15 protein-coding genes are annotated in these 21536 nt (G+C 74.4%); 7 read left to right on the forward strand and 8 right to left on the reverse strand.

All coding sequences use genetic code 11. The features are described 5' to 3' along the window. Positions 1 to 21: 21 nt before the first annotated feature. Complete coding sequence (locus tag FF36_RS08530; protein WP_044884452.1) at positions 22 to 528, reverse strand: hypothetical protein; 507 nt, start codon at positions 526 to 528, stop codon at positions 22 to 24. A gap of 617 nt (positions 529 to 1145) precedes the next feature. On the opposite strand from FF36_RS08530, the gene FF36_RS37460 reads away from it, so the two are divergent. Then, positions 1146 to 1328: a hypothetical protein gene (locus FF36_RS37460; RefSeq protein ID WP_044884453.1), complete on the forward strand. Its 183-nt coding sequence runs from the start codon at positions 1146 to 1148 to the stop codon at positions 1326 to 1328. Here the strand turns inward: FF36_RS37460 and FF36_RS08540 are convergent. Beyond that, positions 1288 to 1923 carry a TetR/AcrR family transcriptional regulator gene (locus FF36_RS08540; RefSeq protein ID WP_044884454.1) on the reverse strand — a complete coding sequence of 212 codons (636 nt, stop codon included), beginning with the start codon at positions 1921 to 1923 and terminating at the stop codon, positions 1288 to 1290. The two genes, FF36_RS37460 and FF36_RS08540, sit on opposite strands and share 41 nt — an antisense overlap. Positions 1924 to 2048: 125 nt before the next feature. On the opposite strand from FF36_RS08540, the gene FF36_RS08545 reads away from it, so the two are divergent. From FF36_RS08545 to FF36_RS40710, 3 genes are all read left to right on the forward strand, one after another. Further along, complete coding sequence (locus FF36_RS08545) at positions 2049 to 3101, forward strand: aldo/keto reductase (protein ID WP_044884526.1); 1053 nt, start codon at positions 2049 to 2051, stop codon at positions 3099 to 3101. Between the two features lie 154 nt (positions 3102 to 3255). Continuing rightward, positions 3256 to 8173, forward strand: a 4918-nt coding sequence (locus tag FF36_RS08550; RefSeq protein WP_242422383.1) for a wHTH domain-containing protein, incomplete at its 3' end; no start/stop codon positions are given. Positions 8174 to 8268: 95 nt separating this feature from the next. Continuing rightward, positions 8269 to 9981, forward strand: coding sequence for a wHTH domain-containing protein (locus FF36_RS40710; RefSeq protein ID WP_422615081.1), 1713 nt, complete (start codon positions 8269 to 8271; stop codon positions 9979 to 9981). Positions 9982 to 10076: 95 nt separating this feature from the next. On the opposite strand, the gene FF36_RS08555 is transcribed toward FF36_RS40710, so the two are convergent. Further along, positions 10077 to 11336 carry a globin domain-containing protein gene (locus FF36_RS08555; protein ID WP_044884455.1) on the reverse strand — a complete coding sequence of 420 codons (1260 nt, stop codon included), beginning with the start codon at positions 11334 to 11336 and terminating at the stop codon, positions 10077 to 10079. Between the two features lie 510 nt (positions 11337 to 11846). Here FF36_RS08555 and FF36_RS08560 point away from each other — a divergent pair. Continuing rightward, positions 11847 to 12728 carry an SDR family NAD(P)-dependent oxidoreductase gene (locus tag FF36_RS08560; RefSeq protein WP_044884456.1) on the forward strand — a complete coding sequence of 294 codons (882 nt, stop codon included), beginning with the start codon at positions 11847 to 11849 and terminating at the stop codon, positions 12726 to 12728. A 261-nt stretch (positions 12729 to 12989) separates the two neighbouring features. Here the strand turns inward: FF36_RS08560 and FF36_RS08565 are convergent, their stop codons facing one another. The 5 genes from FF36_RS08565 to FF36_RS08585 all read right to left on the reverse strand — a co-directional run bounded on the left by FF36_RS08565 (position 12990) and on the right by FF36_RS08585 (position 18615). Then, positions 12990 to 13433 carry a carboxymuconolactone decarboxylase family protein gene (locus FF36_RS08565; RefSeq protein ID WP_044884457.1) on the reverse strand — a complete coding sequence of 148 codons (444 nt, stop codon included), beginning with the start codon at positions 13431 to 13433 and terminating at the stop codon, positions 12990 to 12992. 129 nt (positions 13434 to 13562) lie between these two features. Continuing rightward, positions 13563 to 14324, reverse strand: a complete 762-nt coding sequence (locus FF36_RS08570; RefSeq protein ID WP_082121774.1) for an O-methyltransferase — start codon at positions 14322 to 14324, stop codon at positions 13563 to 13565. A gap of 148 nt (positions 14325 to 14472) precedes the next feature. Then, the gene (locus tag FF36_RS08575; protein WP_044884458.1) at positions 14473 to 16113 is read right to left on the reverse strand and encodes a sensor histidine kinase; all 1641 of its coding nucleotides are present in this window, start codon (positions 16111 to 16113) and stop codon (positions 14473 to 14475) included. Then, positions 16110 to 17009, reverse strand: a complete 900-nt coding sequence (locus tag FF36_RS08580) for a response regulator transcription factor (protein ID WP_199865356.1) — start codon at positions 17007 to 17009, stop codon at positions 16110 to 16112. Before FF36_RS08580 ends, FF36_RS08575 begins: the two co-directional genes overlap by 4 nt. Positions 17010 to 17082: 73 nt before the next feature. Beyond that, positions 17083 to 18615, reverse strand: coding sequence for a bis-aminopropyl spermidine synthase family protein (locus tag FF36_RS08585; RefSeq protein ID WP_339325599.1), 1533 nt, complete (start codon positions 18613 to 18615; stop codon positions 17083 to 17085). Between the two features lie 365 nt (positions 18616 to 18980). On the opposite strand from FF36_RS08585, the gene hisD reads away from it, so the two are divergent. Then, positions 18981 to 20276 carry a histidinol dehydrogenase gene (gene hisD / locus FF36_RS08590; RefSeq protein ID WP_044884460.1) on the forward strand — a complete coding sequence of 432 codons (1296 nt, stop codon included), beginning with the start codon at positions 18981 to 18983 and terminating at the stop codon, positions 20274 to 20276. Next, the gene (locus tag FF36_RS08595; RefSeq protein WP_044884461.1) at positions 20273 to 21481 is read left to right on the forward strand and encodes a histidinol-phosphate transaminase; all 1209 of its coding nucleotides are present in this window, start codon (positions 20273 to 20275) and stop codon (positions 21479 to 21481) included. The genes hisD and FF36_RS08595 overlap by 4 nt, the downstream gene beginning before the upstream one ends. Positions 21482 to 21536 lie beyond the last annotated feature (55 nt).

Below are 21536 nucleotides of genomic sequence, written 5' to 3' on the forward strand. Positions count from 1 at the left end.
GCTCACTGTCGGTGCCGCCGCTCACGCGCGGTCGGGTCGACCCATCCCCCTGCTCGCCGGCCGGCGGTCGAGCCAGGTTACGTACTGGCGCAGCCCCATGACCTCCCACAGCGTGTGCCGGCTCCAGCCACCACCGTCATGCACCCGGGCGTGGTGGGCGACCATGCGCAGCCCCTGCCCGCCGGCCGACTCGGGTCGCAGGGCGGCGCCGAGGGTCACCACCGGGGAGTTCCAGCCGGCTGCGGACCGCTCGATCCGCAGTTGGCGCCCGATGAAGAACGCCAGCCGGGTCCGTGCCGGCGGATGCCGGCGCGGGTGCACGGTGACGGATCCGACGTGCGGCCAGGCGGCGGCGTCCACCGCGGCCCGCAGCAGCACGTCCGGTTCCACCGGCAGGAAGTCGACCTCGACGCACGCCTCGCCGGCCGGGGCGGCGGGCGGGCCGGCGAGGATGAGGCCGTCGGTGTCCGGCAGCACCAGGGTCGGCAGGTCGGCGCCGTCAATCTCCCATTCCGTGCCGGCGGTCATGCCGGCCGGCCGCGGCCGGGGGAGCGGTCGTGTCGGCGGGTCACCTCCAGCATTCTGCCGACCGGCAGCTGTCCCATCCGTCACCTTTCCCACAGCGTCCATCGAGCATGGCAAACATCGGTCGGCCGGCCCAAGGGGGAAAACCCGGGGCGTCGCTCGTCCCGACCGGGACGATCCGGGCGGTGCCCCACGCGGCCGCACCGGCGGGTCGGCGTCCGGGNGGNGGAATCGACAGCCCTCCCGGCTGTTTCCGGCCACCCGACCGCACGGACGGCGCCCCCACCGATATCACCCGCCGTCAGCGCCAGGCCGATTCCGTTTCGACCGCGCCGTGCTCCCCGCCACCGATCGAATCCGCCGCCCCGAGACCGGGCTCTGCCGCGCCGGAACAGCGGCCGGAATCAGCGCGGTGTGCACTGATCCGGACCGATGCCGATCCGGACCGATGCCGACAGTGTGGATCCCCCAGGACGAACAATAGGTTCACCACCGTTTCGCACTGAGGATGCCGGGGTGATATCGCCGTGTCCCTTCACGACCCGAAGGGGTCTGACCCGTATCGGTCCGGCGCGGCGCCGGTCCCAGCCGGCCCCAGCAACCCGTACGAGCAGAGCTGAGTGGCCGGCGCCGACCGGGGCAACGCGCTCGCCGCCGGGTGGCAGCCCCGGCCGCAACCCGCCCCCATCGCGCTGGCACCCGGCGAGGTCGTGCTGGCGCAGGGGGCCGTCCGCCTCGACCGGCTCGACCGGCTCGACCGGCTCAGCCGGCCCGCTCCGGTCGCGCGCGGGCGGTGTCGATGAGCACGGCCGCGGCCGCCCTGGCGTCGGCGAGTGGCGCGGGATCGTTGAGCGAGGTCGCGAGCGCCGTCGCGCCCTCGAACAGGACGGCGAGCTGACGGCCGAGCGCGGCCGGATCGGTGGCGCCGGCCGCCTGGGCGGTCTCGGTCAGCAGGCGCGTGAACGCCTCCTTGTGCCGGACCACCGCCCGCTCGACCGCCGGCACCGTCCCGGCGGTCTCGACCGCGGCGTTGTGGAACGGGCAGCCCCGTAGCCTCGCCTCGCCGGTCGCGGGGCCCGCGGGGTCGGCCGCGAACAGGGCGAACAGGGCGAGCAGGCGGTCGCGGGGGAGCAGGTCGTCGCGGGCCAGGGCGCGCTCCCGCGGCGGCGCGGCGATCGTGTCCAGCCGGTGCAGGTACTCCTCCACCAACGCGTTCTTGCTGGGGAAGTGCTGGTAGAAGGTCCGCTTGGAGACCTGGGCGACGTCGGTGAGCCGCTCCATGCCGGTGGCGTTGATGCCCTCGGCGTAGAAGAGCCGGTCCGCCGCCCGCAGGATCCGCTCCCGGGCGCCGCGCCCGCCTCGCCTACCCGGCGTGGCCTCGCCCCGATCGTCCGACATGTCGTCAAGGTAGACCGGTCGTTGTACTTCTGTCGAGCGCCCTGCTACCGTCGCAGAAGTACACCGATCGTTCTACTTTGGTGGGCGTGCCGGTCCCCGCTGCGTTCCGCCGCCGGGAGGACCCCATGCAGCACACGACCTTCGGCCGCGCCACCGGCCTGCGCGTCAGCGAGCTTGCGCTCGGCACCGGCAACTTCGGCACCCGGTGGGGCAGCGGCGCCGAGCCCGCGCAGGCGCGCAAGATCCTCGACCGGTTCGCCGAGGCCGGCGGGACGGCCCTCGACACCGCGGAGAGCTACCAGTTCGGCGAGTCCGAGGAGATCCTCGGCCGCCTGCTCGCCGGCACCCGGTCGCACTTCACCATTGCGACGAAGTTCAGCCTCGGCGTGGCCGGCGACGGCGGCGTGCTCGGCACCGGCAACGGCCGGCGCAGCATGGCCCGCGCCGTCGAGGGCAGCCTCGCCCGCCTCGGCACCGACTACCTCGACCTGCTGTGGGTGCACTTCCCCGACACCGTCACCCCCGTCGAGGAGATCATGCGCGGATTCGACGACCTGGTTCGCGCCGGCAAGATCCTCTACGGCGGACTGTCGAACTTCCCGGCCTGGCGCTCGGCGCGGGCCGCGACCCTGGCCGAGCTGCGCGGCCTCGCCCCCCTCACGGCCGTCCAGTGCGAGTACAGCCTCGTCGAACGGACCGCCGACCGCGAGATCCTGCCGATGGCGCAGGCGCTGGGCCTGGGCGCCGCCCTGTGGTCCCCGCTCGGCGGCGGGCTGCTCACCGGCAAGTACCGCACCGGCAGCGCGGGCCGACTGACCGACCTCGGCCGGCTCGTCCACGTCGAGGACGAGGCCCGCAAGACCGCCGTCGTCGACGCGCTGCTCGCCGTCGCCGCCGACCTCGGCGTGCCGCCCGCCCGGGTCGCCACCGCCTGGCTGCGCGAGCACGCCGCCCGCGCGTCGACCGCCCTCGTCCCGATCATCGGCCCGCGCACGATCGAGCAGCTCGACGACTACCTCGCCGCGCTGGACATCCGCCTCGACGAGGCCCAGTACCGCCGCCTCGACGAGGTCAGCCGGGTCGACCTCGGCCAGCCGCACGACCAGATCGCCGCCCAGCGCGCCGCGACCCTGGGCGGCGACGCGACCGCGTTCCGCTCCTTCCTGCCCGTGGCCTGACCGCCTCCTCGACGCCCTGACGCATCTCCCGGCCCCCTGATCGTCGGCTTCGTCACCGTCTCCGGGGCGCCGGCCGCCGCCCGGCGGGGGCCCGTCGAGGCTGGGCAGTATGCGCGGGGCGACCGGTCTGATGCCACGTGTCACAATTCGGGGGATGGCTACCGGGGGACTGGACCGGCCGTACACCGACGGCCGGTGGGATTTCTTCATTTCCTATACGGCGCGGGACCGGGCCTGGGCGGAGTGGATCGCCTGGCAGTTGGAGGCCGCGGACTTCCGGGTGCTCGTGCAGGCCTGGGACATGGTGGCGGGTTCCAACTGGTCCGCCGCCATGCAGGACGGCATCCGGTACAGCACCCGCACCCTGGCGGTCCTCTCCGCCGCCTACCTGGAGTCGGTATACGGCGAGCAGGAGTGGCAGGCCGCGTTCGTCGCCGACCCGGACGGCGCGGCCCGCCGCCTGCTCCCGGTGCGGATCGAGAACTGCGCGCGCCCCGGAGTGCTCGGCTCGAGGGTGTCCGTCGACCTGTTCGGCCTGGCCGCGCACGGCGCCCGCGACGTCCTCCTCCATGCCGTTCAGGCCGCGATCTCCGGCCGGGCGAAGCCCCCCGCCGAGCCGCATTTCCCGGGCGGCGGACCCATCCCCCCGAAAGCCCCGACCGCCCGCCGTGCGCCGTTCTTCCCCGGTTTCCCGGACGGCCCGTCCACCGCGTTGACCGGCCCGTCGATCATGCCAGCGTCTGCCGCGCCGCCGACTGCTACAGCGGAGCGCACGCGCAACGATCCGTCCTGGCTGCCGGCCGGAGCGCGGGCGGAGGCGTCCGGCGGTTCCCAGACGGCGCCGCCGATGCGCGCGGAGCCCGAGACGCCGGGGGAGTGCCGGGCACTGCTCATCGGCGTGCCCGGTTACGACGACGAAGGGCTGCCCCCACTGCCGTGGCTCGCGCCGCTCATGGATGCCACGGCCGAGTCACTGGAGCGGGTCGGCTACCGGGCTGACGTCCACGACCGGTCGCGGCTCGGTCTCAGCGCGATCAAGTCCGCGATCCATGCCTTCCTGCGCGACGCGGCGCCCGATGACACGCTGCTGCTGGTTCTGGCCGGCCACGGGGTCCACCACGACGGTCGCGACTTCCTCGTCCCCGCCGACGCCGACCTCGGCTACCAGCCGTTCTGGGACCTGTGCGTGCCCCTGGACTGGGCTCGCACGATCTCCCGCAGCGCGGCCGGCCGCGTGCTGGTGATCGTCGACGCCGCCGCCGACCTCGCCGACGACGAGGTGCGCGCCGCCATGACCGAGGACGGCTGGGCGGAGGGGCGCCTGCCCGCGGCCGAGGGCACCGAGGTCGCGTACCTGATCCGGCAGACGCGGTCGCCGGGCGTGCGGTCGCCGCTGCTACGGGCCCTGGTGGATGTCCTGGCCAGCCCCGTTGTCCCCGGCGACCTGCGGATTCTTGAGGAGGCGCTGCGCCGTCGCCTGGCCCTCGCCGGGCCGACCGACTCGGCGGCCGACGGCCCGGTCAGCCTGGCCGGCGCGGCGGGAGCGGCGGGAGCGGCGGGAGTGATCGACCCGGCCGTGGTCGCAGACTGCGTCGCCGGCTCGGCGAGTCCGGGCGGTGCCGGCGTCGGATCGCCGCCCTGCGCGCTGCGACTGGTCCTGTACTGCGACCCGCGCGAGTTCCGGCCATTTCCGGCCGCCCCGTCCGCCGGCTCGCCGGCATCCCCGGAGCATCCCTGGCGCCGCGCCGCCGATCGGCACGCCGCCTGGACCCTCATGGGGGACGGCCCGGCCGCCGAAGAGTTGCGCGCGCAGACCATCGACCTCGTCGCCCGCCTGGGTATCGGGCGCGACCGCGCCGCAGCCGGTCTGAACGCCGATCCCTGGCTGGACCAGACGCTCGCGCTACGACTGATGAAGCGGATCGAGTTCCTGGTCAGGCGGCTGCCAGTCGACCCGCCACCGCTTTCGCCTGCCGAGGCCGGCCTGCTGGTCGCGGTGCCGTTCCTGCACGAAGCCCTCTGGACGACCTTGGTGGCACGCGCGTCCGTCGCGCACCCGGCCGGGTCCGACCGGGATGGCTGGACGGCCGGACGGGACGTCGAGCGGACGGAGTTCGAGAACTTCACCCGGCTGCACCCTCGGCTGCTGCGCCGCATCGACCGGGCCCGACGGGCAGGAGACACCGGCGCGGCCGAGGCAATCGGCTGGTGGCTCGCGCACCGCTGGGTGGCCCGGCGTCCGGAGTCCTACACCGGCCCGGTGCTCGCCGGCCTGCTCGCCGGGGTCGATCCCGAGACGCCGGCCGGGGATGTTTTCACCGCCGCGCGGGCGAGTGCCCTGCTCACCGCGGTGCGCGCCGACCCCGCGTACCTGAACCGGCCCGGCCAGGCCGCGGCGCTGCTCGATCTGGTCACGGTCGCGCCCGCGACCGGGGACGAGATGACCCTGCGGGAACGGTTCGTCGGCTACCTGCTGACCATCGGCCAGCGGATGGCCCTCGAACCCGCGGCACTGCCGGACGTCATCGTCGAGCACCTCGGCGTGGGCGACCCGGTCGACCTCGGCGTGCTGGGCGAGACCATCCGCCAGGCGCAGTGGCAGCATCGGGGTCGGTCCGGCCGGGCGCTGTCCGCCCGCTGCCAGCACCAGGCCGTCCAGGTCGCTCTGGAGCGGCACACCACCGAGCTCGACAGCCTGCTCGCCGAAGCCCATCGGGTCACCGGCGAGATACCGGCGCTGGCCCACCTGCCCACCCATGCCACCGCCGACGCCGTGCGCGCCGTCGAGGTCGACGGGCAGCCCGCCTACAGCTCGGCGGGTGCCCAGTTCCGGCTCGCCGAGGACAAGGTGCAGGAGCTGCTCATGGGCGAGCAGCTCTACACCAACCGGGGCCTGGCGATCCGCGAGCTTTACCAGAACGCCCTCGACGCCTGCCGCTACCGCCGGGCCCGCGAGGAGTATCTGGCCCGCACCACCGGGCGGGTGAGCCCGTGGACCGGGCGGATCAGCTTCACCCAGGGCTTCGAGCCGGACGGTGGTGCCTACCTCGAATGCCACGACAACGGCATCGGGATGGGCCTGCGCGAGCTCACCGACGTCTTCGCGGAGGCGGGAACCCGGTCGGTGGATCTGCCCGAGGTCATCGAGGAGATGGTCGCCTGGAAGTCCTGCGACCCGCCGATCGAGTTCCATCCGAACAGCCGCTTCGGCGTCGGCGTGCTGTCCTACTTCATGATCGCCGACGAGATCACGATCGAGACCTGCCGCCTCGGCCTGGACGGCCGGCCCGGCGACCGGTTCCGGGTCATCATCGCCGGCCCGGGAAACCTCTTCCGGGTCCAGAACCTCGGGCCCGGCGCCGCCGCAGGGACCAGCGTGCGGCTGCATCTGAGCCGCGGGGCGGGCCAGGCCACGGTGTCCTGCGTCGACCTGCTGCGTCGCATCCTCTGGGTCGCCGAGTTCGAGACGCAGGCCACCGAGGGCGTCGCCCGCGCCCACTGGTCCCCCGGCGAGCTGGCCGACTTCGCTCCCGTCGGCGACGTCGGGCCGCTGGATGGGCTGGCGCGCCGTTGGACCTCGCCGATCGTGCCCGCGGGAGAGGGCGTCTGGTGGGCGAATGGTCGTGGTGCGCTGCTGGCCGACGGCCTCTGGGTGGGCCAAATCGTGTTCGGCGTCGTCGTCAACCTCACCGGCCGGCTCGCACCCGAACTGTCGGTCGACCGCAACGAGATCCGCGAGCTGGTCGACGAGCCGGCGGTGGACGAGCGGCTCGCGGCCGCGGTGCCCCGGCTGCTCGCCGCCGGCGCCTTCGAGCTGACGTACGAGTGGCTGTCGTCCCTCGCACGCCACTTTCCCCTCGTCGCGGATGTCATCCTTGCCGCGCTGCTGGCCGGCGGCGCCCGGACCTGGCCAACCGCGGACGGCGCGGCGGTGCCGATGGACCGGGTCGGTTGCTTTCCACTCGACGGTGAGCTCCTGCCGACGGTGCCGCGTCAGCAACTGGACATCAACACCGGGTACTGGTACCTCCCCGATGCCCTCGTCTTCCGTCGGCTCGCGGTGTGGGCGACCGCCACCAGGCCCGGACCACCGCCCGAGTCCCGATCCGTGCCGAGCGACCTCGTGCTGGCGGGCATGCTCAACGTCTTCCTCCTCGCGGAGCCGCCGCGCGAACTGAGCGTCGTCCTGTTTCTGGCCGGCCGGCTGCGCCGCCCTCCCGACGAGATCCATCGGCGCATCGGCGCGCTCGGCCTCGGCTCCTGGAGTGGCAAGGCCACCACCGTCTCCGCCGTCACCCGCGGCGACCTGGTGCTCCTCAGCGCCGAACTGGACGGCGGCCAGCCGTTGCTGCTGCCGCAGATGCCTCTGGGCCACGCCGTTCTCGCCGCGCAGAGCCTCGGCCTCGGGCTCGGTGAGGTCGTCCGTCGGTTGCGGGAGCTGGGACTGGAGATCTTCCCCGCCGGAACGGGTGAGGTGGACCTGCTCGCTCTCGACCTCGTCCTGCTCAGCACCGATCTCACCGGCCGGGCCCCCTGGCTGTCGCGGGATCGGGTCCCTCTGGCCCACGTGCTGCGCGCCGCGCTGCACACCGGCCTGACGATCGACGCGCTGTCAGCCCGCCTGCGGACTCTCGGGCACCGCGCCCATGTACTGTCCGGCGTGTCGGCCACCCCGTTCGAGCAGGACGACGTTCTCCTGTTCAACGCGGACGACCGCGATGCACTCGCCGGGTGGCCGGTGCCCGTCGGCTTCGTCCTGCTGGCAGCCGTGCGGACCGCGCGCTCTCCCCGCGAGGTCGCGCGCCGGCTCGCCGCACTCGGTCTCCCCGCGGCGCGGACCAGCCATCTGCCGGCGGCCGTGGACGCCTTCGAGCCTGAACTGGTCGAAGCCGACTTCTCCCGGGACTTCCGCCAGGCGGGGGTGCCGGTCTCCCGGATAGCGGTGCTGCGCACCGCGCAGCAGACGGCCACGCCTCCGGAGGAGGTGATCACGCAGTTGCGCGGCCTTGGCTTCACGGTCGCGGAGCTCGCCGGCACCGACCTGGCGGACGCGCGGATGTTGATCGGCGGGGNCGGTTCCGGGCTGCGGCGTCTCGCCCATGGCGACCGGGTCGGCCTGGTCGACGTGCTCGGGCTCGCCGGGACGCTGGGCCTGCCGGCGGAGTCGGTGGCGGGGCTGTTCGACCGCGTCGGTATCGCTACGCCCGACCTCATCGGTTTCGCGTCGAAGCCGGAGGACGCCGTCCTGTTCAGCTACCGTCTCGACGGCGCCGTGCTGTCGTTGGCGCGGGACCGCGGCGACGCCTTCCCGGTCGCCCAGCTGCTGGCCGCCGCCGCGCGGCTCGGGCGCAGTCCCGCCGAGCTTGCCGAGCGGGTCCGCTATCTGGGCGTCGCTGTTCCCGATCCGACCGGTTGGGACGCCTCGCCGCTGGCCACCGAAGATGTTCGTCTGCTGTCGCACGACGCCGGTCTCGACGGCCCGTGGCTGCCGGCGGGAACGGTGTCGAGTGCCCATCTGCTGCGCGTCGCGGCGGCGACCGGCCGGTCGCCGGGAGAGACCGCGCGTCGCCTCGGCGACCTCGGTTTCCGCGCCGGCCCGGTACCCGAGACCGCCCTCACCGCGGCGGAGGATCGGGTTCTCACCGCGTTGCTGAGTCCGGCGAAGTACTGGAGTGCCCTGCGGATCTGGACCGAGCCCACCCGAGCGGGACTACTTGCCGTCGCGCGACTGTCGGGCCGTGCGCCATCGGACCTCGCGCGCTGGCTGCGCGGCCTCGGATTGCGACCGGACGCCATGACCGTCGAGCCGGACGGCGTTGTGCCGTGGGACCGCAACCTCGACGTGGACGTGACCGGCGACGACCTCGACCTCGACCTGTTGAGTCGGGACGTCGACGGGCAGGCGCCGTGGCTCACCGACGGAGCCGTCCCGACGGGGCATGTCCTGGCCGTCGCCGGGCTGACTGGTCGGCGCCCGGCGGACCTCGTCGACACGCTGCGCCGGCTGGGCTTCGCGACGGCGGACGTCGGCCGCGAGGCCGCCACCGGGTACGCGGGGCCGGCGGCCGTCGACGCAGTGGATGTAGTGTTGCTCAGCCGTGATCTCAACGGAGAGTCGCCGTGGCTGGCCGGCGGGCGGCTGCCGCGGGCGCACCTGCTGCACGCGGCCTGCGTGCTCGGCTGTGACGTCGCCGAGGTGCGGGAACGGTACGCCCGGCTCGGGTTCGCAGTGCCGGACAGGACGCAGGAGATGGACCGCGTCGAGCGGGCCGCGGTGACCGTCGCGTTCTACCGCGCCGACACCGCCGACCCGCAGCTGACGCCGGTGTCGTCCGCCACGACGCTCGGGGTCGCCGAGTTCACCGGCCGGGCGCCCGGCGAGGTCGCGCAGACCTTCGCCGGCCTCGGTCTGCGCGTCGACCACGACCGCCTTGACACCGCTGTGCGCTGCCTTGATCCGCGCCTTGATCCGGACGGGACGGCCTTGACGGGGCTGACCGCGCGGGATGTGCTGCTGCTCAGTGCCCGGCTGGACGGGTGCGGGCCGTGGCTCGGTCGCGGGCCGGTGCCGCTCGCCCACGTCATCGGCGCAGCCGGCTACCTGCGGTGGACGCCGGGCCGGGTCGCCGACCGGCTGGCCGCGCTCGGCTGTCACGTCCCGATGCTGGTCGACGCGGCCCGGGAGGCGTTCATCGACGGTGTCGACGGCGCGCTCGTCGACCTCCTGCGCGATCACCAGAGCCGGCATGTCGACCGGGCGTTCTCCCGCGCCGAGGTCCTCGTCGCGTCCTGGCGCTACCGCTGGACGCCGCGGCGCATCGCCGACCGGCTCGCCGAGCTGGGCTTCGCGGTACCCGCCCGGGCGACCTTCGACCGCTGACGGCGGCCCGTCCGCCGACGGCCGGCCGACGGGCCCGGCCGGCCGCCATCCCGCGCGCCTGTCCGCGGCAGGTCCGTGGACCCGGGCACGTCCCGTCAGGTCGGGGAGCCGGCCCACAGGTCGGGGCCGAAGACCTCGTAGCGGATGCGCTGCGCGGGCACGCCGCGGCGCAGCAGGCCCGCGCGCGCGTCGCGCAGGAACGGCAGCGGTCCGCACAGGTAGGCGCGGGCACCGTCGGGCAGGGGAACCGCGTCGAGGTCGACCGTGCCGGTGTGGCGGGACTCGCCCCGCGCCCCGCCGGCGCCCGGGGTGGCGCCGGTGCCCGCCGCGGTGCCGATGCCCGCCGGCCTGCCGGTGCCGGACTCGTACCAGGTGTGCAGGCGGAAGTCCCGCAGGAGGGCGCCCATCTCGAGCATCTCGGAGCGCAGCGCGTGGTGGTCGGGGGAGCGGTCGGCGTGTACGGCCACGACCGGGCGTTCCGGCTGCAGCCGGGCCGTGTGGCCGAGCATCGCGATCATCGGGGTGACACCGATGCCCGCGCTGATCAGCACGAGCGGGTCGGCGCCGGTGGCGAGCGTGACGTCGCCGGTCGGCGGGCTCACGTCCAGGATGTCGCCGACCTTGACCTGGTCGTGCAGATGGGAGGAGACGACGCCCGCGGGCGCGCCGGCGGTGCCCGGCACCCGGCGCACGGTGATCCGCAGGCTGCCGGCGCCCGGCGCCCGGGACAGGCTGTACTGCCGGGCCTGCCGTCCGCCGCCGGGCAGGTCCACCGCGACGGAGATGTACTGGCCGGCCAGGTACGTCGGCAGCGGCTCGGGGCCGGTCGGCACGAGGTCGAAGGAGATTACCTCGGCGGTCGCCACGGTGCGCGCGGTCACCCGCCAGGGCCGCCAGACGTGATCCGGGTCCGCGCCGACGCGCTGGGAGATCCGCCCCTCCTCGGCGATGAGTGCGGTGGCGAACAGCCAGTAGACCTCGTCCCAGGCGTCGTGCACCTCGCGGGTCACCGCGTCGCCGAGCACCTCGCCGACCGCGGCGAGCAGGTGCTGACCGACGATCGTGTACTGCTCGGGCCGCACCCCCAGCGAGACGTGCTTGTGCGCGATGCGGCGCAGCACCGGGGCGAACGACGACCCCGACCCACCGAGCAGGTGCCCGGCGTAGGCGACGATGGCCGCGGCCAGCGCCTGCCGCTGCTCGCCGGTGGCCTGGTTGCCCTGGTTGAACAGGTTCAGCAGCTCGGGATGGGCGGCGAACAGGCGCGGGTAGAACGCGGCGGTGATCTCGACGGCATGCTCGGCGACCACGCCCGCGGTCGCTCCGACGACGGCGGCGGAACGTTCGGACAGCATGGGATGACCTCCGGACTCGGACATGGCGGCGCCGCACGGTGTGGGGAGGTGCCGCGGGGAGATCTCCAGTGGCGGCCAGCTCCACTTCTACGTGTCGTAGTAGCTGGACGGCGCAAGCATAGTGAAAACCCGTCCCCAAGACCGCTTTTCGGGCCTCATGGTGTCGTTCACAGCCCGTGCCCGTCCGGCCTCACCCGGCGTCGGCGGGATCCGGGCCGTGTTCGGCCCAGGTCCCCACGTGAGATCGAGTGGCGGTGTTCGGTCGCGCGCTGACCGCCCGGACCAGGGGAGATGCCCCCTGCGGCGCGATCGGGACAGCGTCCCCGGCGATGATCGGACGCCGGCCGGCGACGGGCTCTACGGTGAGGGCACGTTCCCCTACCGGCTTGGCCTGCCGACGGCGGCGTCCGGTTGCCGCCGGTCGGTGCGTGATGGTTTGGTGTCTCACCAGGTGTTGCTGCTGTCTAGCAGCGCCAGATTCCGTCCAGCCGTGCCAGAGGAGCAGCGACGATGACGCAGGCGATCCCGGAGCAGTCGTTCGAGCTGGGCCTGGCCGGGAAGGCCGCGGTGGTCACCGGCGCCGGGGCCGGCATCGGGCAGGCCATCGCGGTGGCGCTGGCCCGCGTCGGGGTGTCGGTGGGGCTGGTCGAGATCGACCCGGAGCGGGCCGCGAGCACGCGCGAGATCATCGAGAAGGCGGGCGGCACGGCGCTGACGCTGCCCACCGACGTGATGGACACCGCGGCGCTGGCCGGCTCGATCACCGCCGCGCACGGGGAGTTCGGCCGGCTCGACATCCTCGTCAACAACGCCGGCGGGGTGAAGGCCAACCGCTTCCTGAAGCAGAGCGAGCGCAGCTGGCGCCGGCACATCGACATCAACCTGGTCAGCATGATCGCGGCGACGTCGACCGCCGCGCCGCTGATCGCCGCGGGCGGTGCCGGCGGGTCGATCCTCAACATCACCAGCATCGAGGGGCAGCGCGCGGCGCCGCTGTACGCCGTCTACGCCGCCTGCAAGGCCGGCATGATTTCCTTCACCCGGACGATGGCCCTGGAGCTCGGCGAGGACCAGATCCGGGTCAACGCCCTGGCGCCCGACCACACCGCCACCGCCGGCATGCGCGGCATCTTCGCCGGCCCGGTCGACCCCGACAACCTGCCGCCGCTGGCGCCGCAGCGCCAGTCCGACGTGGAGCGCTACGTCCCGCTCGGCCGGGAGGGCCACGCCGACGAGGTCGGGGACGCCGCGGTGTTCCTCAGCTCCGACCGGGCGAAGTACATCACGGGCGTCACGCTCAACATCGACGGCGGCGCCTGGGCGTCCAGCGGCTGGGGGCGCGCGGGCGACGGCTGGACGCTCTACCCAGGAGACACCTCCGTCACCCTGTGACGCCGTCCGGAGGTGACGGCGTCCGGAGATTCAGACGGCGAGGCTCTCCCGCCTGGTGAGCCGCCCGTCGACCGTGCTCGGCGTCCCGGGCCGCCCGGCGCCGGACGACCGCACCCGGTGGCGGTTCGCCCTGCGCCGGACGCCCGACGGCCACGCTAGGACGACCAGCCACCCGCGGCTGTTTCGGCGACGCAAACACCGCATCTCGCGGGACACGGCTGCGCGGGCGCGGCGGGTGGGCTCAGACGCGGGCGGGCTGGCTCAGACGTCGATGGGCGGGCTCAGGCGACTCGGGATCGCGATCCGGTTCCACGCGTTGATGGTCACGATGGCGAGGATCAGGTCCGCGGCCTCCTTCTCCGACCAGCTCTTCGTGACCAGTGCCCAGGTCTCGTCGCTCACCCCGTCCGGGCCGAGCCGGGTGGCCTCGTCGGTGAGCGCGAGCGCCGCCCGTTCGCGCTCGTCGAAGAACGGCGCCTCCCGCCAGGCCCCGACCGCGAACAGCCGGCGCGAGGACTCCCCGGCCGCGAGGGCGTCCCGGCTGTGCATGTCCACGCAGAACGAGCAGCCGTTGATGATCGAAGCCCGCAGTTTGACCAGCTCAAGGACCGTGTCGTCGACGTTCTCCCGGACGTAGCGCTCCAGGCCGAGCATCGCCCGGTACCCCTCCGGCGCAACCTCCGCCACGTTCAACCGCTGGGTCATCTCTCGATCCCCTTCCCGACTGGCCGGGGCCTGCCGCCCCGGGCGGGGCCGCCCGAACGGCGACCCCTGTGGGGAGGGACGGGGCCGCGGGCCGCGGTGTGACATGCCACGGGCCGGCCGCTTCCCGCGTTAGTCGCCGCTGCGGGGGGAGGGCAGCTTGCGGGCGATGGTGAGTCCGTCGGCGATCGGCAGCATCACGACTTGTACCCGGGAATCGGCGGCGAGCAGCCGGTTGAACTCCTGGACGGCGACCACCGCCGGATTTTCCGAGCGTGGGCGCACGACTGCACCGTATTGCAGAACATTGTCCACGATGATGACCCCGTTGGGGTTCATACGGGGCACAAGCAGGTCGTAGTAACGCTGATAGGAGACCTTGTCCGCGTCGACGAAGGCCAGGTCGAAGGTGGGTTCCTCGGCGAGGTTCGCGAGGCTGTCGGCGGCCGGCCCGAGGACGAGGTCTATCCGGTCGGATACGCCGGCCCGATCCCAGTGCCTGCGGGCGATCGCGGTCCATTCGTCGCTGACGTCGAGGCAGAGCAGCCGGCCGCCGGCCGGCAGACCGCGGGCGATGCACAGGGCCGAGTAGCCGGTGAAGGTGCCGACCTCGATGGCCCGACGGGGGGCGATCGAGGCGGTCAGGATGGTCAGCAGGGTGCCCTGCTCGGCCGGCACCTGCATCTCCGCCTCGGGCAGCGCGGCGGTGAGCGCCGACAGGTCGCCGAGGACCTCGTCCGGTGGCGAGCTGTGCTTGGTCAGATATGCGCCGATTTTTCCACTGAGAAAGGCGGATTTCGAGCCCCGGCCGCCGCCTCTGATGACCTCGCGGCGGACCGTCTCGGCGCTGAGCGCCGTGGCTTCCCGAATGCGTTGTGCCGGACTTCTCGACATGATCAGTGGGTGCTCCGTCTCTGGTCGCTCGGTGCGAAAATAGCCGCCCGGCGGCGAATTGCCGGCGCGCTACCGCGGTTCGGCCAGGAAAGAAACGGTAAAGATCACAGATGGACCTCGGGTGGCCGGCGAGCCCACCGCGTGCTCGTCAGGGTTCTCGTCCGGCCTCGCGGTCTCGGTGGGGATCGTCGACGATTTCCAGGAGCCCGAGTTCCGGAGGATGCCGGAGGTGGCTGGCCTCGGCCCGCTGCGGCGGCACCGCCGCGACGCTCTCGCCGGACTGCGGGCTCGCCCACGGCAGGTCGAGAACGACACACAGGCCACCGGCCGTGGCGGGGACCAGCGCAATCGTCCCGCCGTCGGCGGTCACCAGGGCGTGCACGATCGCGAGACCGAGCCCGTGGCCACGCCGATCGGCGCGGCGCGGCGTCCGGTCCCGGTCGGCGACCTGCCCGTCCGAGCCGCCCCGCTCGTTGCCGCTTCCCCGCTCGGCGCCGGTTCCCCGCTCGGCGCCGGTTCCCCGCTCGTTGCCGGATCGCTGCGCCTGGCTCGGCTCGCGTCCGCCGGCGGCGCCACCGAAGCGGCGGAAGGCCGCCTGCCGCTGCTCGGCACTCATGCCGCTGCCGCTGTCGGTGACGGTGAGGCGGATCGCCGGCCCGGCCGAGGCCGCCGGGGCCGGGCGCGACTCGATCCGGATTTGGCCGCCGGGCGGGGTGGCCTCGAGGGCGTTGCTGAGCAGGTTGTCGAGGATCTGCTCGAGATGGCCGGGGCCGCTGGCCACCGTGTGCGCGTTGTCGACGTCCCAGGTCAGCGCGATGTCCGCGGCGGCGGCCACCGGCCGCCAGATCAGGCAGCGCTGCGCGGTCACCGGCGCGAGCGCAACCGGCCGGGCGGCGGTCGGGGCGTGCTCGGCCCGGGAGACGGCGAGCAGCCCGTCGACCATGCGGGACAACCGGTGCACCTCGACCAGGGTGCCGGCGACCTCCGCGGCGACCGTGGCGTCGACGTCCTGTTCCAGCAGCTCCAGGCGCAGCCGCATCGCGGTCAGCGGGGTGCGGATCTGGTGGGAGACGTCGGCGAGGAAATGCCGCTGGCTGTCGACGAGGGACTGGATCCGGTCGGCCATCGCGTCGAAGGTCGCCGCGACCTCCCGGACCTCGGGCGGCCCGCCGACGGCCCGGGCCCGGATCGTCAGGTCACCCGTGCCGAGCTCGCCGGCGGCGTGCCCGAGCCGGCGCAGTGGGCGGCCCACCCAGCGGGCCAGCAGGATGGAAATCGCCAGGGCCGCCAGCGCGACCAGCATGCCGCCGACGGCGATCATCGTCCACCGCTGGTTGATCGAGGTACGCAGCCCGTAGTCGCTGCGCGCGACCACGAGGACGCCGACCAGTCCGCCCGCGTTGGACACCGGCGCCACGAGGATCATGCGGTGCCCGTTGGCGTTGCTCGGCTCGATCGTCACGCTGTGGTGGTGCGCGCGGGCGAGGTCCTGCGGCGTGACCGGAATGTCCTCGCCGGTGTCGGCCACGGGGCTGTCGTCGGTGCGGTAGAGACGCAGCTCGTCGGGCGGCACGTCCGCGCTGTCGCGGCGGGGCACCGGCAGCGGCGCGGCGTCCGGCGACAGCCGCCGCCACTTCACCTCGGCGACGTAGGCGTCGGTCGACGCGGACAACCGCAGCCCGAACAGGGCCCGGTCATGCCGAGTGGCGTCCAGGCCCATCGGGACGCACAGCCCGACGAGCAGGGCCGCGGTCAGCAGGAGCTGGGCGGCGAGGATCCGCCGGCTCATCGGCCCGGCAGCTCCTGCCGCCGATCACCCTGCGCCGGCAGGCGGCTCGGATCGGCCGGCCCGGCCGCGGCCTGTGTCCCGGCGGCCTGTGTCCCGGCGCCCTGGGCCCTGGCGCCCTGGGCGCCGGCCAGTCGGAAGCCCACTCCGTACACCGTCTCGATCAGTTCCGGTTTGCCTAGTTTGCGGCGTATCGCGCCAATGTGCACATCGAGGACCTTCGGCGAGCCGAACCAGTCCCCCCAGACCCCGGTGAAGATCTCCTGCCGGGTCCGCACCCGGCCCGGATCGGCGGCGAGGAACGCCAGCAGGTCGTACTCGCGAGCGGTGACGGCGACGGGGCGGTCGTCGACGGTGATCCGGCGGCTGCGTCGGTCAAGGGTGAGCGGGCCGTGCCGGAGCAGGTCGGCGTCCCCACCGCCCGCCCGCCCGGCGGTGCGCCGGCGCACCGCCCGCATCCGGGCCAGCAGTTCGGCGAATCCGAACGGCTTGACCAGGTAGTCGTCCGAGCCCAGGTCGAGCGCCTCGACCCGGTCGGCCTCGTCCCCCCGGGCCGTCACGACGATCACCGGGATGTCGGTGCGCTCGCGGATGCGTCGGCACACCTGCGCGCCGTCCATGTCCGGCAGGCCCAGGTCAAGCAGCACGAGGTCGGGCGGGGAGGGACCGGCGACCTGGTCGAGGGCGGCTGCGCCGCTGCGCACCCGGCTCGCCGTGTAGCCGGCCCGGTCCAGCCCGCGGACGAGCTGCGTCCCGAGCCCGTCGTCGTCCTCGACCACGAGGATCCGGGCGCCGGCCGGGTCGGGCTGGCGGGGCGGGTCGAGCTGGCGGGACGGGTCAGGCTGGCGTGGCGGGTCCGGCACCTGTCCCGAGAAACGGTGGCCTGCGGGCGTCGCCATCTTCCCAGCCTAGGGCTCCCACTCAGACAGGTGGTGGCGCCCCGGCAGGCGTGACCGCCGCGTCGCCGACCCCTCACCCACCTGCGGCGGACTCGCCCCCGGGCTGCGGGTCGACGCTGGCCACCGCCGCGGCGAGCGTCGCGGCGAGCGAGTGGCGCGGCAGGTCGATCAGCCGGGCGGCGAGCAGATCAGGGTCGGCCACGGCCCGGCGCACGGCGGCCAGGGCCTCCCGCTGGGACGGCGCCCGGCCGTCGGCCTTCCGAACGATCCGGATCAGGCCGTCGCGCCAGACGTTGCCGATCTTGCCGTGCGGACGGTCCAGCAGCCAGCGGGCGAGGCGCGGGCCGGGGTCCAGGACGGCGGGGTCGACCGCGGCGAACGTCACCAGGCGGGTCGCCTCCCAGACCCCGTCCCCGCCGCCGTGGTGGTTCTGGTCGGCGGCGGCTGCGTCGTGCTCGGGCGTGGGGACCCACTTCGCCCGCAGCGGGTGGAGGGCATCCCGCGGGCCGCCCCCGGCGCCCAGCACGGGATGGTCGGCGGTCACGATCACGGCGAGCCGGTCGGCGTTGACCGCCAGCAGCAGCCGCGTCAGCCACGGGCCGGGATCGTCGGACAGGTCGGCGACGGCGGACAGCGGCCCGCCCGCTCCGGCGGCGGCCGTCGGCAGCCCGCGTTCGACGACCGTCGCGAGGTGCGCGTGAGCCGCGTCCAGCGCGGGGCGCTCGCCGACGAAGACCGCCCGGCCCGGCGCCGCCGCCAGGAACCCGGTCGCCGCGGCGATGACGGGTTCGGCCAGCGGCACCGGCCGGCTCTCGGTGGACTGCCGGCCGCGGGTGTAGATCGCCGTCGTCGCCGGCCCGCGCGCCGGTGCCGGCCGGTCCAGGTACTTCCAGGTGGCCGGGGTCGGCTGGCAGACGTACATGTCGGCGCGGGCGCCGACCGCCTCCGCGCCCTCGTAGGTGTGGAAGGCCGGCCAGATCGCCTCGAAGACGAGCCCCTGGTCGAGCAGGGCCCGCTGCACCTTCCAACCCAGGGTGGGTACCCGATCGCTGAACCCGTAGGCGACGAGGACCCGACCGCGCTCCCGGTCGGCGAGGCCCTGGGCCCCGCGCGCGGCGAACAACGACACGCCCTGCGGGGTGTAGGGCGGGTCGGTGAAGGCGAGATCGGCGCTGCCCGCCACCGACGGCGGCAGCCCGAAGCGCAGGTCCGCGTACAGACATCGCAGCCGTACGCCCCGCGACCGGGCCGACCGGTCGAGGAACTCCAGCAGGTCCTCGTCGATGTCCACCACCGTGACGGTCGGTCCGCGCCGAGCCGGGTCCGGGGTCGCGGCGGCGGCGAGCAGAACGACGGCCAGCGAGGTCAGGTCGTGGTCACCCACGCACAGCAGGTGGGCCCCGCGCAGGTCGTAGTGCGTCGCCAGCCAGACGGCCCGGCGGACCACCGTCGCCGCCGTGGCCGGCACATGGTCCAGCTCGGCCCGGGGGCGCGGAGCCGAGGCGATGAGCTCGTGCATCGTCGTGACCAGGGCGCCGTTGCGGCCGATCTCCGCGGCGAGGGGGTCGAGCGGGGTACTCGCGCGCAGCTCGGCATAGTCGATCATGGTGCGGTAGCGGTCGACGGCGCCGGGCCGCAGCACGAAGGTCCCGCCGGTGGCGGTCCGCAGATCGTCGCCGAGGCAGCCGAGGATCTCCTCGACCGAGCGGCGCGGCAGCCCCGAGTCCTGGATCAGGGCGCGCAGGGTCCGCGGCCGCTCGGTCAGCGCCGCCACCACGCCGCGGGGCGCCCGCGCGTGCACCCGGTAGGCGTGCAGCAGCGTCGCCAACGACTCTCCGGGCGCGCTCGCGGGCCCCGCCGGCGGATCGGGGGCGGGCGGCGGGGNGTGGGGATCGGTCACGCGGATGAGCGTGACACCCCGCCGCGAGCTGTGATTTCACCGCCCCCCGGCTCGGCGGCTAGTCTCGTATCGTGCTCAGAAGGCTTGATCTGCGGGCTGCGGTGCCCGCTGCGGTGGATGTCCGGCGTCTGCTGCCCCGGGCCGCGATCGACGTGGACGCCGCCGTCGACGCGGTCCGGCCGGTCTGCGAGGACGTGCGGACCCGTGGCGACGCGGCCGTCCTGGACGCCGCCGCCCGGTTCGACGGGGTGCGTCCGGCCAGCCTGCGGGTGCCGCAGGCGGCGCTCGACGCCGCCGCCGACGCCCTCGATCCGGCCGTGCGCGACGCGCTCGTCGAGGCGATCCGCCGCAGCCGGGTGGTGCACCGTGCGCAGGTCCGCGAGGCGGTCACGATCGAGGTCGGGCCGGGTCTGACGGTCACCGAGCGGTGGGTGCCGGTCGAGCGGGTCGGACTGTACGTGCCCGGCGGGCGGGTCGCCTACCCGAGCAGCGTCGTGATGAACGTGGTACCCGCCCAGGAGGCCGGGGTCGACTCGCTGGCCGTGTTCTCCCCGCCGCAGCGGGACAACGACGGCCTGCCGCACCCGGTCGTGCTCGGCGCCTGCGCCCTGCTCGGGATCGACGAGGTCTACGCCGCCGGTGGTGCCCAGGCGGTCGCGATGGCCGCCTACGGCACCGCGAGCTGCCCGCCCGTCGACGTCGTCACCGGTCCGGGCAACGTCTACGTGACGGCCGCCAAGCGGCTGGTGCGCGGCGTGGTCGGGGTGGACGCGGAGGCGGGCCCCACCGAGGTCGCGATCCTCGCCGACGCGACCGCGGATCCGGCCTTCGTCGCCGCCGACCTCATCGCCCAGGCCGAGCACGACCCGATGGCCGCCTGCCTGCTCGTCACCTCGTCGGTGGAGCTCGCGGACGCCGTCGACATCGAGCTCGGCAAGCAGGTGCCCGCGACGCGCCACCGCGAGCGGGTCGAGGAGGCCCTGGCCGGCCAGGGCGCCGTGGCGATCGTCGCCGACGTGGACGCCGGCCTCGCGGTCGTCGATGCCTGGGCGGCCGAGCATCTGGAGATCCTGACTGCCGACGCGGCCACGGTCGCCGCCCGGGTGCGCCACGCCGGGGCGGTGTTCGTCGGCCCCCACGCCCCCGTCCCGCTGGGTGACTACCTCGCCGGTTCCAACCACGTCCTGCCCACCGGTGGGACGGCGCGCCACTCCGGCGGTCTGGCCGTGGCCGCCTTCCAGCGCCAGGTCCATGTCATCGAGTCCACCCGCGACGCGCTGCACGCCGTCGCCCCGCGCCTCGCCGCGCTCGCCGGGGCCGAGGATCTCACCGCACATGCCGACGCCGTGGAGGCTCGATTCCGATGACGATCCAGGCGTCCCATCCCGCCGACGCCGGCCCCGCCGGGGACGACCGGCCCTGGCGCCCGCTGGACATCGACGGGCTGCCGCTGCGCGACAGCCTGCGTGGGCTGTCCCCCTACGGGGCGCCGCAGCTCGACGTGCCGGTGCGGCTCAACACCAACGAGAACCCGCACCCGCCGTCGATCGGTCTGGTCGACGCCCTCGGCAAGGCCGCGACCCTCGTCGCCACCGAGGCCAACCGCTACCCCGACCGCGATGCCGAGGCCCTGCGCGCCGACCTGGCCTACTACCTGACCCCGGACGCCGGGTTCGGCGTGCACACCGCCCAGGTCTGGGCCGCCAACGGCTCCAACGAGATCCTCCAACAGCTCTGCCAGGCGTTCGGCGGGCCCGGCCGGGTCGCGGTCGGCTTCGAGCCGTCCTACTCGATGCACCGACTCATCGCCCTGGCCACGGCGACCGAGTGGGTCCGCGAGGAACGCGCCGCGGACTTCACCCTCTCCGCCGAGGCCGTCACCGAGGCCATCGAGTGCCACCGCCCGGCGCTGCTGTTCCTCTGCTCGCCGAACAACCCGACCGGCACGGCCCTGCCCCTGGACGTCGTCGTCGCCGCCTGCGAGGCGATGGCGCGCGTCGGCAGCGGCATGGTCGTCGTCGACGAGGCGTATGCCGAGTTCCGCCGGGCCGGGGTGCCCAGCGCTCTGACGCTGCTGCCCCGCCACCCGCGCCTCATCGTCACCCGCACGATGAGCAAGGCCTTCGCCCTCGCCGGCGCCCGGGTGGGCTACCTCGCCGCGCACCCCGCCGTCGTCGACGCGCTGCAGCTCGTCCGGCTGCCCTACCACCTGTCCAGCTTCACCCAGGCGGTCGCCCGCACCGCGCTCGCGCATGCCGACGAGCTGCTCGCCACGGTGGAGGCGGTCAAGGCGCAGCGGGACCGGATCGTGCTGGAGCTGGGGGCCCTCGGCCTGCGGCTCGCGCCCAGCGACGCGAACTTCGTGTCCTTCGGTCTGTTCGCCGACCAGCGCGCGGTGTGGCGCGGCCTGCTCGACGCGGGGGTGCTCGTCCGCGACGTCGGCCTGCCCGGCTGGCTGCGGGTCACCGCCGGCCTGCCCGCCGAGGTCGACGCGTTCCTCGCCGCGCTCGGTCGGGTCCTCGCCGGCAGCGACGTCGCCGCGGACGGCATCGTCACCCTGGCCGGGGGCTGACCCGCCGCTGCCCCTCCGCCCGTCCGCTCCGCTCCGTCTCGCCGCGCGGCCTGCG

This window comes from Frankia torreyi, assembly GCF_000948395.1.
Classification (GTDB): Bacteria; Actinomycetota; Actinomycetes; order Frankiales; family Frankiaceae; genus Frankia; species Frankia torreyi.

Bases quoted from the DNA above. Each gene is read 5' to 3' on its own strand.
- FF36_RS08530 (WP_044884452.1), bottom strand. From the start codon at position 528: ATGACCGCCGGCACGGAATGGGAGATTGACGGCGCCGACCTGCCGACC.
- FF36_RS08540 (WP_044884454.1), bottom strand. From the start codon at position 1,923: ATGTCGGACGATCGGGGCGAGGCCACGCCGGGTAGGCGAGGCGGGCGC.
- FF36_RS08545 (WP_044884526.1), top strand. From the start codon at position 2,049: ATGCAGCACACGACCTTCGGCCGCGCCACCGGCCTGCGCGTCAGCGAG.
- FF36_RS08555 (WP_044884455.1), bottom strand. From the start codon at position 11,336: ATGCTGTCCGAACGTTCCGCCGCCGTCGTCGGAGCGACCGCGGGCGTG.
- FF36_RS08560 (WP_044884456.1), top strand. From the start codon at position 11,847: ATGACGCAGGCGATCCCGGAGCAGTCGTTCGAGCTGGGCCTGGCCGGG.
- FF36_RS08565 (WP_044884457.1), bottom strand. From the start codon at position 13,433: ATGACCCAGCGGTTGAACGTGGCGGAGGTTGCGCCGGAGGGGTACCGG.
- FF36_RS08570 (WP_082121774.1), bottom strand. From the start codon at position 14,324: ATGTCGAGAAGTCCGGCACAACGCATTCGGGAAGCCACGGCGCTCAGC.
- FF36_RS08575 (WP_044884458.1), bottom strand. From the start codon at position 16,113: ATGAGCCGGCGGATCCTCGCCGCCCAGCTCCTGCTGACCGCGGCCCTG.
- FF36_RS08580 (WP_199865356.1), bottom strand. From the start codon at position 17,009: ATGGCGACGCCCGCAGGCCACCGTTTCTCGGGACAGGTGCCGGACCCG.
- FF36_RS08585 (WP_339325599.1), bottom strand. From the start codon at position 18,615: ATGATCGACTATGCCGAGCTGCGCGCGAGTACCCCGCTCGACCCCCTC.
- FF36_RS08595 (WP_044884461.1), top strand. From the start codon at position 20,273: ATGACGATCCAGGCGTCCCATCCCGCCGACGCCGGCCCCGCCGGGGAC.